Genomic DNA, 15826 nt, shown 5'->3' with positions numbered 1-15826 from the left:
CGCGGACGGCGTTCGTCCGGGTCGTCGTCTAGCGGGTCGGGCGGCTCGATCCGGCGGGCGCCGGCGAGCTGCTCGCGGACGGGGCGGCCGAACCGGTCGGCAGCGCGGTGAGCTTGTCGAACTTGACGAGTTGGGTGTCCTCCAGCACGTTCATGTGGTCGAGCACCGTGCCGTTGGCCGTGTTCGCCAGATCCCGGATCGTGGAGTTCTGGGTACCGGCGCGCACCTGCGCCACGACCGCGAACACCTGCCCGTGGGCGCTGCGCAGGATGTTCGCGAAGAGTTCGTCGAACTCCCCGCCCTGTGCGGCGTCCAACTGTTCGAGCCAGCCCTGCTGTTGCGCCGACGGCTCGCTCGGCACGTCCAGGTTCAGGGTCTGGGCGGCGGTCAGCACCGCCTTGTCGAGGTCGGTGTGACCTTGCACCAGGTGTCGGCCGGCCTCCTTGACCCCGGGGCTGCTGCCCTTCGCGAGGGCCATCCGGCCTGCGGGGATCTCCCACAGCCCGGCCAGCCGCACCCGCTTGACGAAGTCCCGGTCGAGGGCGGTGAGCGGGCCGGTGGGTGTCTGCGCCACTGCGTGGTCGTCGCTCACCGGGGCGCTGCGATAGGCACCGGCCGACTTCGCCACCGGGTACACCAGGGCCGCCGCGGTGAGGATCATCGCGACGATGATCAGGAGGGTGGCGAACGACCTGGGAAGGCGGCTCACCAGGGGCAGGCCGTAGGCGGCCGTTCCCGGGGCGCGCTTCTTTCTCATGGATGACATGGGGCTCTTCCTCCACCGCACCCGGAGGATCAGGGCCGCGCGGAACCGACGGGAACCGGTCCGAGTGGGCCTCGGTGGTCCGCGCGGTGACGACCCGCGCGGGGCGGTCCACGGACGGCGCGGCCGACGAGGGGACGACGCGGCAGCGCGGGACGGCTGCCACGAGGGGACGGTCCGGCAACACCCGGCATCGGACGCCCGGCGCCGCCCCGGAAGGGATCACGAGCGCGGGCGGCCCACGGGCCGCAGCACCGGTGGACGCGGTCCTGCCCGGTGGGGGCGGGGACGGTCCCGGGGCGGGCGCACCGGGTGCCGCCGGCACGGGCCCGGTCGGCGTGAGCGGGCGGGCCTCAGCGCCCGTTCGTCCGGACGTCCCGCCGGGGCCCGGACGTCCGGAGCAGCGCCGGCAACCCGGCTCTGCGGCGCAGGCGCGCGTATCCGGACGCCATGATCTGGATCTTCAACGCCAGCAGGAGCTCGAACCTGGCCCGGGGGTCGCGCAGACCGCAGCCGAAGATCTTCTCCAGGTTGCGCAGCCGGTTCCGGACGGCCTGCGGGTGGATCCGGAGCAGGCGGGCGGCCGGGAGGGTGCCGCCGCCCTCCAACCAGGCGATCAGCGTCTCCTCCGCCCACTCCCTCTGCTGCGGTGTCATGTCGGCCAGGCGTCCCAGCCACTTCGCCGAGAGGTGCCCCGCCAGCAGCGGGTCCTGGAACAGCATGAGCGTCGCCAGGTGGTCCTCGACGAAGTGAATCCCACCGGAGGCCCCGTCCGGCACCATCGTCAGCAGCTTGCGGGCCCAGCCGAGCGAGATCACCGCGTCCTCGACCGGCACGACCGGCCCCACCACGGCGGTCCGGCTCCCCAGCCAGAGGGCGAGTGCCCGGGGCATGCCCGGCAGCGGGTCGGGGATCAGCAGGTAGGGCAACGTCCCCTTGGTACCGGCCACGACCCCCGATCCGGAGAGGCCCGACGGCGGTGCCCCCGGCGACGAGTACAGCGCCACCGCCTGGACCGTGGTCGGCTCGGTGCGCCGGACGCCATGACCGCGGGGACCGTGACCGGTGCCGGTCCGTCCCGCCGCGCCGCCGTGGCGCGTGCTGCCGTTCCGGCCCGCCCCGCCATCACGGCCGGCGGCGTTCCCGTCGCCCGCCGTGCCGACCCGACCGGCCGTGTCGACGCGACCGGCGGGCCGGCTTTGCGCGGGTTCCCGGAAGCCGGCGGCCTCCGGCAGGGCCGGCCCGCTCACCGCGACCCCCTTCCCACGACGCCGGAACAGTTCCCGTCGGCGGAACCCCCCAGGACCACGCCGACCCGTCCGGCCCGGGCCGGACGCGTTCCGACGCACCTCGACCCGGCGGCCGCCGTTTCGCCCGCGGCCCGTCCCAGCACGAAGAGTTCGTACGGAGTCGGAACCGGCGACCTGCTGCCGGAGCATGCTTCCCGCATGGCGGCACCCCTCTCTCTCGAAACCGTCGACCCCAACCGGGCCGGACACGTTTAGAGATGGGCCGCCGGAGGTTTCGTCCCGCCGCGTTATCAATCCGTTACCATTCGCGCGGCGCCCGACCCCCCTCGTCCACCGCCGGAAGCACCGCCCCGCAAGGACCGCACGTCCACGCACCGACGGCCGCCCGACGGCCGTGCGGAGCAGCGAACTTGACGCCGCCCCGGTCGCGCGGCCCCGCTCGCGATCGCGCCCCGCCGACGCGCCGACCCTCCCAGAAGGCATCTGACGTGTCGTCACATCACCACGATCACCGACCGCTTCGGTCCGATCAGGAGAGATCACCGCCGAGCACGGAGAGCCACATGGAACCCTCGGATCGACGAACTCCGGTCCATCCCCGCATTTGTGCCGACCGAACAGGTATTCTCCCGGTTGCTTGTAGGATGTGGCCCCCATCAGGGGGTGACAGGAACTGCGGAAGCCTGTCCCACGGCCCTCAGGCCCGAATGCCCTGCACCACATCCACGCGATCGGGGGCATGATGCGACTCAACCTGAACCAGCTGGCGATCTTCGCGAAGGTCATCGAATGCGGTGGGTTCTCCGCGGCGGCCCAGGTGCTGTTCCTGAGCCAGTCCTCGGTCTCCAAGCAGGTACAGAACCTGGAGACGTCCCTGCGGACCGCCCTGGTCGACCGCTCGGGCCCGAGGACCCGCCCCACCCCGGCCGGACGGGTCCTCCTGGCCCAGACCAAGGAGATCCTGGCGCTGGCCGATCACGCCGTCGGCGCCGTCCAGGCGGCCGCGCGCTGGCCGATCGAGCGCCTGGTGGTCGGCAGCACGACCGCGGTCGGCGACTACCTGTTGCCGGCGGTGATGCGGGAGTTGCGGCGCCGCGAACCCGACGGGCTGTTCACCGTGACCCTCAACAGCCCCGAGTGCCTGACCGGCGCGCTGGAGCAGGGCCGGATCGGCGTCGGCGTGGCCGACGGCCCGCTGCCTCCGGGGCGGTACGAGTCGGAGCAGCTCGCCAGCCACGACATGGTGCTGATCTGCTCGCCCGACCACCCGCTGGCCGGGAAGGAGGTCACGCCGGCGGAGCTGTCCTGCGAGTCCTTCCTCCTCCTCGAACCGGGCTCCCGGACCCGAGGACAACTGCTGGAGCTCCTGCACACCTGGGACCTCGTCGGCGCGCGCACCCTCGACCTGTGGGGAACGGAGAGCGTCCGGGAGGCCGTCCGCATCGGCCTCGGCGTCAGCCTGCTCCCCCGATGCTCCGTCCGCTTCGAGCTCCTCCACGGCGTCCTCGCCGAACTCCACGTCACCCCCGCCCCGCTCCCCCGCACCGTCACCGCCAACTGGACCCTCGCCCGCCCCCTCTCCACCTACGAGGAACTCCTGCTCTCCCTCCTCCACGAAGTGGCCGGCACCCCCACCGCCACCCCCCACCGACCCGCCGAACTCAGCGCCACCTGACGTCTCGTCAAGCTGCCGACGTGACGATTTCGGCACGGACCTGGTCCGTGCCGGGTCCTCGGGGGACGTCCTGGCAAGTGAAGCACTGCGTCGGCTGGCGGCGGCGGTTCGCGAGGAGCCGGCCCTACCCGACCACAGCGACCCCGACAGGAGGCATGGGAGAATTCGCAGGTGAGCCCCATACCGCCTCAGAAGACGGTCCAGCTGTGTGCGGACCCCGGATGTTCCAAGCCGACCGCGTACCGCACACGCTCACGCGACGCCTGGTGCGACGAGCACATCACGGAGATCCTCCGTACCGGCGGTCTGGAACCGCTGGAGCCGTTCACGAAGGCGACGGCATGGCGCCTGACCCGGTGCCTGGCCTGTGGGTGTGAGGCGCACTACCGGTTCGAGTACACGCTCGCCAAGAACACGGACGGTGAGACGACCTGCCGCGCGTGCTACTGGCGGCAGTGGGCGCATGAGTCCCGCCGGTCACAAGGCGCTTACGCGGACCTGACTCCCGTCCCCGCGACGGAGGCTCAGGGGCATGCCGAAGCCAACGGCTACGACTACCTGGCGCCGCTGACCACGCCGTCCCTCGGCGACGACCCCCACCACGTCCGCTGCCGGTACTGCGGGCGCACGAGCGCCGAGCGGCTGGGAGACATCGCCTTCGGGTGCCGGTGCCAGACCAACCCGAGTCGCGCGCGGCAGACGCCCAACGCCCCCGGTGAGAAGCAGCGGGAGCTGCTCAGGGACTCCGGGCTGCCCGTCCTCGACTGGTGGGACCACGAGGCGAACGACAGCGCGCAGTGGGAGACCGTCACCGTCACGGCCCTGCGGGAGGTGGCCTGGCGCTGCCCCGACTGCGGCCTACGGTTCACGGCCCGGGTCAGCCACATGCTCCACAGCCGCCAGTGCCCCGCATGTGAACCGAGGCACCGCGCCGAACGGCAGGCCGCGAACGAGCGTCTCAAGGCGACGCCGGTAGCCGATGTGCCCGAACTCCTCGAAGCCTGGGCCGACGACGAGGACCCCCGCACCGTGTTCGTGGGCGGTGACCTCACGCTGCGCCGGTTCCGCTGCGCGCGGGGACACCACCCCCGGGTGTCGCCGTACACGTACCTGCGCTCGGGCTGCCCCTCCTGCCGGGGCCAGGAGACACTGACCGCCAAGCTGAAGGCCGCGGACGCCGAGCCTGCTCCCTTCAGGGTCAGCCCGGAGATCGCCTCCCAGTGGCACCCGACCCTCAACGGCCGCATCAGCCTGGCCAAGATCTCTCCCCGCTCCCGCAGGACCGTGTGGTGGCAGGACCCCGGCTGCGGCCACGAGTGGCAGGAAACCCCGGAGCAGCGGGACAAGGGGCAGCGCCTGCGCTGCCCCGAATGCCGCACGATCCTCGACTCGCTCGCCTTCCACTTCCCCGGCCTCGCCGTCGAGTGGTCGCCCTCCAACCCGGTCTCCGCCTGGCATGTGCGCCCGACCGCCCAGACGTCGTTCGTTCCCGCCTGGGTGTGCACCACCGTCCCCGAGCACGTGTGGCAGGCGCCGCTGTCCTCCCGCGCCAACGGCAGCGGGTGCCCCGAGTGCAGGGACCACGGCAAGTCGCAGATCGAGCTGAACCATCACGAGGCCGCGGTGCGCGCCTTCGGCCGGGCCTCCTCCGGCCAGGCAGTACGCCACGACGCTTTCGTCCGGCGCAGCGTCTGGTCCGTCGACATCACCGTCGACCTCCCCGACGGCCGGAGGCTCGTCGTCGAGTACGACGGCGCCTACTGGCACGCGGACAAGACCGACATCGACGTGGAGAAGTCCCGGGACCTCCTCGCGGCCGGGTTCCTCGTCGCGCGACTTCGCGAGCACCCTCTGCCGGCTCTGCCCATCGACGACCCCGGCTACGCCGAGTTCACCGTCCACTCGACCGCCCCCAACTCGGACGACGTGATCGAGCGCGTAAGGCAGTGGGCGGCCGGCCACCGATGAGCGCGTCAGACCGGTCGCGGTGCGCCATTCACGCGTCTCGGCGCCAGCCGGCTCGCACTCCCCCGCCCCGCCGAGTGCGGCCGGTTCACCCAGCTGCGCGCCGCGGCCACTCCCCGGCACCCGCACGGCATCACGCGTTCGCCCTCACGCCGTCGGTGCCGACCCCGCCTCGGCGGCGTCCTGGATGAGCTCCGCAACCGTGGTCGGCCGGGAGACGGCCACGGCGTGGGAGGCCTCGGGCAGCTCGAGGACGGCGGCACCGGCGCGCCCTGCGGTGAAGCGCTGGAGCGGCGGCGGCAGCGCCTGGTCGGCGCCGGTCACCAGGGCCCAGGAGGGTTTGGTGCGCCAGGCCGCCACGGTGGGCGCATCGGTGAACACCCGCTCGGCGACCGGTCGTTGGAGTGCGGCGAGCACCTGCGCCACCTCCGGGTCGAGGTCGGCTGCGAGGAACGGCCGGTAGGCCTCCCGCGGAACGGTGAGCTCCGTCGCCCGGTCGGTGTCGTTCGTGGCGAACGCGGTGCGCCGCAGGCGGGAGAGGAGCGGTGAGGGGGCGAAACGAGCGGCGAGCGTCTGGTGGCTCTCGCCCGCGTCGGGGAGGTAGGCGGCCACGTAGACCAGGGACACGACGTTGGGAGCGGCTCCGGCCTCCGTGATCACGGCGCCTCCGTAGGAGTGGCCGACCAGGACGACGGGACCGTCGATACCCGCGATGACGGAGGCCAGGTAGGCGGAGTCGTGGGCCAGTCCGCGCAGCGGGTTCGCGGCGGCCACGGCGGTCATGCCGCGTCGGTGGAGTTCGGCGATGACGCCGAACCAGCTGGTCGCGTCGGAGCAGCCGTCGTGGACGAGCACGACGGTGGGCCTGGTGGAGGACATGGCGACCTTTCGGATGGCGCCGACGGTGGTGCCGGCTGCTGGGCACGCGGCCACGGAGCGCGCGGCCACGGGCAGGCGGTGTCGCCAGGCGGCACGGGCGTCGGCGGGGTGGCGGAGGCGGGTTCAGGAGGCCGGCTCAGGACGCCGGCTCAGGACGCCGGACGGTGACCGGACGCCTGCCAGCCGGGCGGCTGGTGGCCGTCGGTCTGCGCGGCGTAGGCCTGCCACTCGCGGGGCGAGACTCCGTAGGCGTCACGGAACGCCCGGCTGAAGTGGGAATGGCTGACGAATCCCCAGCGGTGCGCGACGGCCGAGACGCTGGTCTGCCGGCGGGACGGGCGCTCCAGCTCCCGCCGGCAGACGTCGAGGCGCCGCCGGCGCACCCACTGGCCCACGGTCATCCCCTCCTGCTGGAAGAGCTTGTGCAGGTAGCGCACCGAGATGTGCTGCGACCGGGCGATCGATTCGGGCGAGAGGTCCGGATCGGCCAGGTTCTCCTCGATGTGGGCGCGGATCCGCGACAGCATCCCGGCCGCGGCGGTCGGGTGCACCGGGCTCTGCCGTTCGAGCAGGTCGGTCACCAGGATGGCGACGATGTCGGAGACGCTGCGCGCGAGGTGGTTGCCCGGCCGCGCGCGGTGGGCCCGGATCTGGCCGGCGAGGGTCCGCAGGAACTGGGAGGCCAGCGAGCCGATGCCCTCGCTTCCCCGCGCCATCAGCCCGCCCGCCCGCCGGACGTCGCCGCGCCGCACGCCCAGGTAGAAGCAGGGGACGCGGAAGTGGACCATCCGGCACCCGGGATCGCGCAGGAGGTCCGCCGGCTGCGGGGTGGTGCCGATCAGCAGGTCCCCGGGTTCCAGCGCGGTGCTGGCTCCGTGACGGCGGAGCGAGGCCGCGCCGTCGAGGTACAGGGCGACGTACAGGCAGTCGTCGGGGTCGGCTCCGGGAGGCGGGGAGAGGACGTCGATGCAGCCGACGCCCCCGTCCTGGGCGGCCTGGCCGGGCTGGTGGTGGTCTGTTCCGGGCATGGGTGGGGTGTCCGACGGGATCACGGGAGGCTCCGACCGGTTCGAGTGTTCTGTGCGGTTGCTGGGGGGATCGCCGCTCGGCCGTACGCCGGCGGTGGGTCGTTCGGGAGGGGAACCCGTCGATGACCGGCGTTGGACTCGTTCGGGTCCGGGGTTCCGGACCAGGCAGGTTGCCGGAGGATGAGCGGCGGCCCGCGGGAACGATTCTCGCCGCGCACCGGACTCGCCGGCCACCGACCGGCGTAGGGATTGCCCGACGGAAGTTCATCGCTTTGTAGCAACGGCGTGGCCCCGCCCCGCCGCGGGAGTACGTGCCCGGCAGCGGGGGAACGTGCCCGGCGCACCGGCCGCGTGTGCACTGGCCGTCACCTCCTGGTGCGCCGCCGGGACATCACCGACGGCTCCGCCGTCTAGCCTGAGCAGCGGAACGGCCTCCCCTCCCGCCTCCTCGGCAGCTTCCGGGACCCCGGCCGGACAGCGCCGGCACCGGCCCCGGCCGTCGGACGCCCCCGTCCGGCCGCACCGCCCCCGTCCGGCCGCACCGCCCTCGCCCGGCGCGCACGCCCCTGTCCCCGCGGACCCGGGCGGCCCCTCGTCGCCCCGTCCAGCCGGCCGTGCCACCCGCCCCCACACCGACCCAGGAGATCCCCATGCCCGCCCACCACCCCGTCTCCGGTGCGCAGCACCGCCCGGAGGCGAGCATCACCGGGATCGTCCTCGACGCCCGGATCGTCCTGGACGAGGAGCAGTCCTTCGGCGTCCCCGTGCGCTTCGGCTACCGCGACGACGACCCGTACGCCGTCACGCTCGCCTTCCTCGGCCCCGCGGCCGAGGCGGGCACCTGGCAGCTCTCCCGCGACCTCCTGTGGGAGGGACTGCAGAAGCCGGCCGGCCTCGGCGATGTCCGCATCTGGCCGCCCTGCCCCTGCCACGGCCGCTCGTCCCTGCGCATGATGCTCCAGGGCCGGGACGGCAGCGTCCTCGTCGACCTCCCGTCCCGGCAGGTGCGTCGCTGGCTCCGCCGTGAGTGCTTCGCGCTGGTCCCCCCGGGCACGGAGGGGGACCTGATCGACTGGGACGCCGAGCTGGGCGGCCTGGCCGGCTGACGTCCGCCGACTGCCGGCCACAACCGTGACGTCGGAGCGGAGGAGCACGCCCTGCCCCGGACGGCCGGACGGACAGCCGCACGGGACCGACCGGCCCGAGCCGGGCCGGGCCCGCTCAGGGTCCGGTGCCGGCCGCCGGGCCCTCCGAGCGCCGTGCGGGCCGGTGGGTCACTCCGGCCCGCGCCCTCCGGCGCCTCCCGTGCGGGCGGTGACCAGGCCGGACTCGTAGGCCGCGATGACCGCCTGGGCACGGTCACGGACGTCGAGCTTGCCGAAGATGCTGGTGATGTAGTTCTTCACCGTGGAGTGGCTGATCTCCAGGGCCCGGGAGATCCCGGCGTTGTCCAGGCCGGTGGCCATGAGGCGCCACACCTCGACCTCGCGGGGGGTGAGTTCGCCCGTTTCCGTGACGGGCGGCGGGGTGCCCGGAGGGACCCGGACGTAGGTGGAGATCAGCCGGGTGAGCAGGCGCGGAGCGACCACCGCCTCGCCGGCGTGGACGGTGCGGATCGCCGCGCCCAGGTCCTCCGGGGAGACGTCCTTGGGCAGGAACCCGCAGGCACCGGCGCGCAGCGCGGCCACCACGTACTCGTCCATGTCGAAGGTGCTGAGGGCGAGGACCCGGCAGTCCGGCAGGGTGCGGGCCAGCTCCTGCGTCGCGCCGACCCCGTCCAGGACGGGCATCCGGATGTCCATCACCACGACGTCGGGGCGCAGCCGGTGGGCGAGGGCGACGGCCTGTTCCCCGTTCTCGGCCTCGGCCACCACCTCGAACGACGGGTCGGGCGAGAGGATCAGTGCCAGACCGCGCCGGACCAGCGGCTGGTCGTCCACGATGAGGATCCTGATCGCCGGTGTCCCGGCGCTCACCGGGCCGCCGCCGTCCCGTGCTGGACGGCCGCGTCGGCCGTCTCGTCCGACGCCAGCGGCAGGTCGGCCACCACGGCGAAGCCGCCGTCCGGCCGCGGGCCCGCCCGCAGGGTGCCGCCGTGCAGGGCGACGCGCTCGCGCATGCCGATCAGGCCGTAGCCGCTCCGGCTCCCGGGCGACGGCGGGTCCTGGAGAGGCGCGCCGGCGCGCAGTCCGCCGTCCTCGCCGAGCCCGCCGTCGTCGCGCACCTCGACGGTGACCCGGTCCGGACCGTACGTCAGGAGCACGGAGGCACGGGCGGGTCCCGCGTACTTGCGGGCGTTGGTGAGGCCCTCCTGGACGATCCGGAACACCGTCAGGCCGACGGTCGGCGGCAGGGGGCGCCGGGTCCCGTGGACGCCGAGGTCGGTCGGCAGGCCGGCCACGCGGGACTCGTCCACCAGCCGGCCGAGGTCCTCCGCTCCGGGCTGGGGCGACGGCGGGGCGGTGTCCGGCTCGTCGCCGGCCCGCAGGACGTCCAGGAGCTGGCGCATCTCGCGCAGGGCCAGCCGCCCGGAGGACTCCAGGGTGACCAGGGCGTCCCGGACCACCTCCGGGTTGCCGAGGTTGGCGCGGGCGCCGCCGGCCATCAGCTGCATGGTGGTGATGTGGTGGGCCACGATGTCGTGCAACTCCCGTGCGATGCGGCGGCGTTCGTCGGCCACCGCGCGGTCGGCGAGCAGCCGGCGGTTGGCCGCGACCTCCCGCTGCCAGCGCGCCACGGCGAGCCCGGCGCCGGCCACGAGCAGGGCGGAGACGGGGGCGCTGACGGCCGCCTGCCAGGCGGGCATCCGCAGGTGGCTCTGGCTCAGCAGTGTCAGCACCGACGTCACCACCGAGGCCGCCGCCGTCTCCAGGGCGGTGCGGGCCCTGGCCACCGAGTACAGGGCGACCACCAGCGCGGCGCCGAAGTGGGGGCTCGCCGGTGCGGACAGGTCGGCCGCCGACTGGAGCGCCAGGACCCCGGCCAGCGTCGCGACCGGGCGGCTGCGCCGGGCGAGCAGCGGCAGGGCCGACAGCGTGACCAGGAGGAAGCCCGTCAGGCTGGCCCCGCGGTCACCGGCCTCCCCGGTGAACACCACGTAGCCGAGCAGGTCGATGCTGCAGGCGCCGACGGCCAGCAGCGCGTCGGCGCGGGTCCACGGCGCACCGTCGGCGTCCGGCGGAGCGTCCGCCGCCCCGCCGGGCCCCGGGTCGGAGCCCGCCCCGTACGTCGCATCCGCTGCGAGGCGCTGACGCCCACCCATGCCCGTTCCCCCTCCGTGCCCTGCCGCCGGCGGACGTCCGAATCCGGAGGTCCAGATCCGGACGTCCGAATCCGGGTCCGGCCCGGACCCGGCCCGGACCTGCGCTGATCAGCCCTGATGACGCCATTCTGGCACCCGCCCACCCGGCCCCGGCATGCTCCCCGCGGCCGATCACGCAGGCCCGGACCAGGACCACGGTCCCGGGTCCGGGCCCGGCCGAGGAGCTGGGGCCCCGGTGCGGATCGTCCGCCGCAAGGACGTCCGGGGCCCGCTCCGGGTGATGGTCTGGAACCCGGCCGGGAACCCCCGGAGCAGAGACCGACCTTGGGGACGTTCGCGTCCACCGCCGGAGGAAATCGTGATCCGCGCACTGACCGGATACGCCACCAGAAACCCGTGGAGGGTGATCGCCCTCTGGGTGGTGCTGGGAGTCGCCCTGGCCGGGCTGAGCCCGATGCTGCTCTCCCGCGTCACCCAGGCCCGGACCGGGGACTTCCTGCCCCGCGGCTACGACTCGGCCGCCGCGCTGCGGATCGCCGAGGAGGAGTTCGGGGCGAGGCCCGACGCCACCACGGTCACGGTGCTGGTCGCCAGGACCGACGGCAAGCCCCTCACCACCGCCGACGAGCAGCGGATCGGCGCCGAGTCGGCGAAGCTCGCCCAGCGCCGGGTCGTCATGCCGAGGAAGGACGACAAGCCGGCCTTCCTCGTCCCCGACCGCTCCCAGACCCCCCGGGTCGCCCCGGCGCTGCCGGCCCCCGACCGGAGCTTCGAACTGCTCGCCGTCGAACTGACCGGGAACGCCGCGGACGAGGGGGTCCAGGACGTCTACCGGGCCTTCCGGGACGCCGCCCGGGCGCAGTTCGCCGAGGCCGGGATGCGCACCGGCTTCACCGGGGGACTGGCCGACGCCGCCGACACCGCCGACTCCCACCGGACCGCCGCGACGGTCGGCAGCGCGCTCGTGACGGGGCTGATCGTCCTGCTCAACGTCCTGGTGTTCCGCAGCGTCCTGGCGGCCCTGCTGCCGCTTCTCGCCGTCGCCATGATCGGCGGCGTGGCCGGCGGAGCCGTGGCCGGCGCCGCGATGCTGACCGGCCTCAAGCTCGACGCCGGCACCCCGGGACTGATCTCCGTGGTCCTGCTCGGCATCGGGATCGACTACCTGCTGTTCCTGCTCTTCCGCTTCCGCGAGCACCTGCGGGCCCGACCCGAGCAGCCCGCCCGCGAGGCGGCCGCCGAGGTGTCCGCCCGGGTGGGCACCGCGATCACCTCGGCCGCGCTGACCATCGTGGCCGCCTTCGCCACCCTCGGCGTGGCGAGCTTCGGCCAGTTCCGCTCGCTCGGCCCGGCCATCGCCGTCGCGGTCCTGGTGATGCTGATCGGCAGCCTCACCCTGATGCCCGCGCTGCTCGCCGCCTGCGGGCGCAAGATGTTCTGGCCCTCCCGCAGCCTGCGCCGGCAGCCGCGCGAGGGCTTCGCCGCCCGCTTCGGCGCGCTCGTCGCCCGGCGGCCGCTGCCGCTGCTGCTCGCCTCCGTCGCCGTGCTCGGCGTGCTGGCCGCCGGGACGGCCGGGATCCGGATGGACTACGGCCAGGGCGGCTCCGGTGACGGAACGCCGGCCGCCGCCACCGCCGCCGAGATCTCCCGCACCCTGCCGGCCGGCGTCTCGGACCCGACCAGCGTCTACGTCGTCACCACGGACGGCACCACCCTCGACGCCGGCCGGCTCGACGGCCTCTCCCGCGCCCTCGGCACGGTCGACGGCGTCGGCAAGGTCGGCGGGACCACCCTCAACGGGGACCGGCGCGCCGCCCGGATCGACCTCTACCTGACCGCCGACCCGCAGAGCCCGCGCGCCCGCGAGCTGGCCTCCGGCCCGGTCCGCGCCACCGTCGCCGCCCACACGCCCGCCGGGACCACCGCCCACGTCGGCGGCACGGCCGCGGTCTTCGCCGACGTCTCCACCGCCGTCGACCACGACCTGACGGTCGTCTTCCCGGTCGCGGCCGCCCTGATCGGCCTGATCCTGCTGCTGCTCCTGCGCAGCCTGCTCGCACCGGTGGTCCTGATGCTCTCCGTCGGGCTCGGCTTCGCCGCCACCCTCGGCGCCGCCACCCTGCTGTTCCAGCACGGGCTGGGCGAGCCGGGCGTCAGCTTCACCCTGCCGCTGGTGCTGTTCCTGTTCGTCGTGGCCCTGGGCACCGACTACAACATCCTCATCACCGACCGGATCCGCGAGGAGATGCGGCGTCCCGGTCCGGCCCGCGCCGCCGTGGGCCGCGCCGTCCGGCACACCACGCCCGCCATCGCCACGGCCGGCCTGGTCCTGGCCGGGTCCTTCGCCACGCTCGCCACCACCCCGGGCAGCGAACAGGTCGCCTTCGCGATGACGCTCGGCATCCTGCTCTCCGCGTTCGTCCTGTCCCTGGCCCTGGTGCCGGCCCTGGCGGCCCTGCTCGGCCGCGGCATCTGGTGGCCCGTCCGCCCGGCGCGCCACCCCCGCGTGAGCGCCCCGCTCCCGGAGCCGGCCTCCGGCCCGGCCCGCCACCCGGTCGACGCGGGCGGCTGGCGGGACTGACCCTGCCCGGCGCTCCGGGGAGCAGCACCCGGACCGGCCTCCGCCCGTGCGCGGTGGCCGGTCCAGCTGCTCGCCGGGGCGCCCGTTGGGGTGCGCCCGTCAGCAGCCACGGGCTCGCGGGGACTCGGGGCCGTGGGGTCCGGGCGGACGGGGGCCGGGGGGCGCCGGGATCCCGGGGTCCCCGGCCAGGAAGTCCTCCACCACGGCGTTGAAGGCCGCCGGGTTCTCCAGGAAGGGGAAGTGGGAGCTCGCCACGCCGGAGGGGAAGACGTGCAGGCGCGCACCGGGTATCCGTTCGGCGATGTACCGCTGCGAACCGGGGTGCACGTGGCTTCCCTCGCAGCCGATCACCAGGGTCGGCACGTCGATCCTCGGGAGGACGTCGCGCCAGTCCTGGGTGCAGTGGTCGAACAGCAGGGGGACGCCGGCATGGGCGGGTGTCGACCTGATCTGCTCGGCGACGAAGGCGAGCACCTCCGGATCGGGCTCGCCGGAGAACATGCCCCGCACGAAGTCGGCGCGGACCTCGTCGCCCCCCGGTGCCGCGAGCGCGGCGCCCAGGGCCAGCAGCTCCGGCACGTCGAAGATGGCGCCGGAGTCCTGCCGCTCCCGCCCGGTCATCCAGGGCACGGCGGCGACGGCGGCGGGCTGGTCGACGGCGACGAGGCGCCGGATCCGTCCGGTGCCGTACTGGTCGATGAAGCTCCACCACACCGAGACCCCCATGGACCAGCCCAGTGCGTCGAACCGCGCCAGCCGGAGATGGTCGACGAGTTCGAGCACGTCGCGGGAGAGACGGGCGATGCGGTAGCCGTGACGCGGCTTGCCGGACTCCCCGTGGCCCCGGAGGTCGACGGTGACGACGCGGCGGCCGGGGGCCAGCCCCTCGACCTGATGGCGGAACATCGCCTGGGTCTGGCCCCAGCCGTGAAGCATCACCAGCGGGACGCCCCCGCCGCCGCTGTCCCGGTACACCAGCCGTGTCCCGTCCGTCGTGATCAGTTCGCTCATGCCCTCTCACCTGGTCACCGGCGGGCTCCCGCGCCCGCCCCGGTTCTGAACGCCTTCCAATGCGCCGCGCCGCCCCCGCCACCGCGAGCGGGAGGAACCGGGCGGGGGATCCCTCCCGCCCCGTCGCGGCGGGGGCGCCCGCCGCGCGGCCCAGCCGTGGTCAGGCGGCCACGTCGTCGCCCGCGCCGAGGAGCTCCTCGATCCTGAGCCCGAGGTGCAGCGTGAGCCGGTGGGCGCCGTCGTCGAGGTCGAACCCGGTGATCTCCTGGATCTGGCGCAGGCGGTAGTAGAGCGACGTGCGGTGGAGTCGCAGCGCCTCCGCGGTCCGGGGAATCGATCCGGCGTTCTCCAGGAAGCAGCGCAGGGTGTCCCGCAGCCGGTCGCCGCCGTGGGTCCCGGACAGGGTGCGGAGCGGCTCGGGGATCAGGGACGCGTTCAGGACGTGCTCGGGGAGTTGGAGGAGCACGGCGAGCTCCCCGAGCAGGTCCCAGTCGCCGACCCCGTTGAGGGAGGGCAGCCGGCGCGCCGCACGGGCCGCCACGAGCGCCTGCTCGTACGAGGTCCAGGCGCCGTGCACGCTCGGGTGCCGCCCGCCGACGCCGATCACGGGGGCCGCCGACGGGTCCAGGAAGGTACGCAGTTCATCGAGGACACGGGCGGTCTGGGCGACGACCTCGTCCGCGCCGGGGGGCCGGTCGCGGAGCTGGATCAGTGTCGCCCGCTCCTGGTCGATCGCGACGAGGCCCCGGCCCGAACGCGTCCGGCGGAACCCTTCCAGCGCCCCCCACAGGGCCGCCTCGGACTGCCGCACGGGCTCCGTCCCGCGGCCCAGCTGGACGAGGGTGACCAGGACGTGCTCCGCCTCCCCCAGCAGTCCGCGTTCCACGCCCCGCCGGCGGGCGGCGGTCCGTGTCGCGACGTTGGCGTCGACGAGGTCCCGCACGAGGTCCCGCTCGTCGGTCCGCCAGGTGTCGTCGGCGGTGTGCTCCCCGTACATCTGGGCGGCCATGAGGCCGGCGGCGCGGTCGATGGCTTCGGTCTCCGGCTCCCCGAGCTCCTTCTCCGGTACGACCACCATGAGCAGCCCGAGCAGGTGCCCCCGCTCGCGCAGCGGCACGACGTAGCGGGGCAGCAGGCCGAGATCGTCACGGCCGTCGATGAATCCGGGCCTGGTCCACCGGGCCACGCCCTGGGCGAGGACGTAGCGGATGGACGCGTTGTCGGCCCGGCCCTGCAGCAGGGTTCCGATGCGCACCGGGTCCTCGTCGCCGAAGTGACGGCTCGTGCAGACCATGCGGACCAGCGGGTCGTCGACCGCGACGGACCGGCCCAGCAGCTCGGCGAGTTCGTCGACGAGCGCCTGCAGCTCGGGGCTGCCGGGGCGGGCTCGCTGGGGCCTTGCGGTCATGCGC

Annotated in this window: 12 protein-coding genes; 4 read left to right on the top strand and 8 right to left on the bottom strand. The window is 74.3% G+C overall.

Annotated elements, in window-relative coordinates:
• Positions 1-28 precede the first annotated feature (28 nt).
• A complete protein-coding gene (locus tag J5Y04_RS28875; RefSeq protein WP_245205610.1) occupies positions 29-766 on the bottom strand; it encodes a DUF4142 domain-containing protein in 738 nt (245 codons plus the stop codon).
• Between the two features lie 350 nt (positions 767-1116).
• A complete protein-coding gene (locus tag J5Y04_RS43670; RefSeq protein WP_209415334.1) occupies positions 1117-1713 on the bottom strand; it encodes a helix-turn-helix domain-containing protein in 597 nt (198 codons plus the stop codon).
• Positions 1714-2752: 1039 nt separating this feature from the next.
• On the opposite strand from J5Y04_RS43670, the gene J5Y04_RS28865 reads away from it, so the two are divergent.
• The gene (locus J5Y04_RS28865) at positions 2753-3688 is read left to right on the top strand and encodes a LysR family transcriptional regulator (RefSeq protein ID WP_209415333.1); all 936 of its coding nucleotides are present in this window, start codon (positions 2753-2755) and stop codon (positions 3686-3688) included.
• Positions 3689-3859: 171 nt separating this feature from the next.
• The gene (locus J5Y04_RS28860; RefSeq protein WP_209415332.1) at positions 3860-5656 is read left to right on the top strand and encodes a zinc-ribbon domain-containing protein; all 1797 of its coding nucleotides are present in this window, start codon (positions 3860-3862) and stop codon (positions 5654-5656) included.
• Positions 5657-5800: 144 nt separating this feature from the next.
• Here J5Y04_RS28860 and J5Y04_RS28855 read toward each other — a convergent pair whose 3' ends face one another.
• Together J5Y04_RS28855 and J5Y04_RS28850 are read right to left on the bottom strand one after the other, a co-directional pair.
• Entirely contained in the window at positions 5801-6532 is a 732-nt protein-coding gene (locus tag J5Y04_RS28855) for an alpha/beta fold hydrolase (RefSeq protein WP_209415331.1), read from the bottom strand.
• Positions 6533-6681: 149 nt separating this feature from the next.
• Complete coding sequence (locus J5Y04_RS28850; protein ID WP_209415330.1) at positions 6682-7560, bottom strand: helix-turn-helix domain-containing protein; 879 nt, start codon at positions 7558-7560, stop codon at positions 6682-6684.
• 650 nt (positions 7561-8210) lie between these two features.
• On the opposite strand from J5Y04_RS28850, the gene J5Y04_RS28845 reads away from it, so the two are divergent.
• The gene (locus tag J5Y04_RS28845) at positions 8211-8666 is read left to right on the top strand and encodes an SsgA family sporulation/cell division regulator (protein WP_209415329.1); all 456 of its coding nucleotides are present in this window, start codon (positions 8211-8213) and stop codon (positions 8664-8666) included.
• Between the two features lie 168 nt (positions 8667-8834).
• Here the strand turns inward: J5Y04_RS28845 and J5Y04_RS28840 are convergent, their stop codons facing one another.
• Positions 8835-9509, bottom strand: coding sequence for a response regulator transcription factor (locus J5Y04_RS28840; protein WP_307853351.1), 675 nt, complete (start codon positions 9507-9509; stop codon positions 8835-8837).
• Positions 9510-9532: 23 nt separating this feature from the next.
• Entirely contained in the window at positions 9533-10822 is a 1290-nt protein-coding gene (locus tag J5Y04_RS28835; protein ID WP_209415327.1) for a sensor histidine kinase, read from the bottom strand.
• A 358-nt stretch (positions 10823-11180) separates the two neighbouring features.
• Here J5Y04_RS28835 and J5Y04_RS28830 point away from each other — a divergent pair, with 358 nt between their 5' ends.
• Entirely contained in the window at positions 11181-13403 is a 2223-nt protein-coding gene (locus J5Y04_RS28830) for an MMPL family transporter (RefSeq protein WP_209415326.1), read from the top strand.
• Between the two features lie 99 nt (positions 13404-13502).
• Here J5Y04_RS28830 and J5Y04_RS28825 read toward each other — a convergent pair whose 3' ends face one another.
• Both J5Y04_RS28825 and J5Y04_RS28820 read right to left on the bottom strand, forming a co-directional pair.
• Entirely contained in the window at positions 13503-14414 is a 912-nt protein-coding gene (locus tag J5Y04_RS28825; protein ID WP_209415325.1) for an alpha/beta fold hydrolase, read from the bottom strand.
• A 160-nt stretch (positions 14415-14574) separates the two neighbouring features.
• Complete coding sequence (locus J5Y04_RS28820) at positions 14575-15822, bottom strand: CdaR family transcriptional regulator (RefSeq protein WP_209415324.1); 1248 nt, start codon at positions 15820-15822, stop codon at positions 14575-14577.
• Between the last annotated feature and the right edge of the window lie 4 nt (positions 15823-15826).

Origin of the sequence: Kitasatospora sp. RG8, assembly GCF_017813315.1 — a bacterium.
In the GTDB taxonomy this organism is placed as follows: domain Bacteria; phylum Actinomycetota; class Actinomycetes; order Streptomycetales; family Streptomycetaceae; genus Kitasatospora.
This window is presented reverse-complemented; position numbering and strand designations above follow the sequence as displayed.

What these genes read in the sequence shown, in the direction of transcription:
- J5Y04_RS28850 (WP_209415330.1), bottom strand. Translation starts at nt 7,560, where the DNA reads ATGCCCGGAACAGACCACCACCAGCCCGGCCAGGCCGCCCAGGACGGG.
- J5Y04_RS28875 (WP_245205610.1), bottom strand. Translation starts at nt 766, where the DNA reads ATGTCATCCATGAGAAAGAAGCGCGCCCCGGGAACGGCCGCCTACGGC.
- J5Y04_RS28855 (WP_209415331.1), bottom strand. Translation starts at nt 6,532, where the DNA reads ATGTCCTCCACCAGGCCCACCGTCGTGCTCGTCCACGACGGCTGCTCC.
- J5Y04_RS28820 (WP_209415324.1), bottom strand. Translation starts at nt 15,822, where the DNA reads ATGACCGCAAGGCCCCAGCGAGCCCGCCCCGGCAGCCCCGAGCTGCAG.
- J5Y04_RS28845 (WP_209415329.1), top strand. Translation starts at nt 8,211, where the DNA reads ATGCCCGCCCACCACCCCGTCTCCGGTGCGCAGCACCGCCCGGAGGCG.
- J5Y04_RS28835 (WP_209415327.1), bottom strand. Translation starts at nt 10,822, where the DNA reads ATGGGTGGGCGTCAGCGCCTCGCAGCGGATGCGACGTACGGGGCGGGC.
- J5Y04_RS28825 (WP_209415325.1), bottom strand. Translation starts at nt 14,414, where the DNA reads ATGAGCGAACTGATCACGACGGACGGGACACGGCTGGTGTACCGGGAC.
- J5Y04_RS28865 (WP_209415333.1), top strand. Translation starts at nt 2,753, where the DNA reads ATGATGCGACTCAACCTGAACCAGCTGGCGATCTTCGCGAAGGTCATC.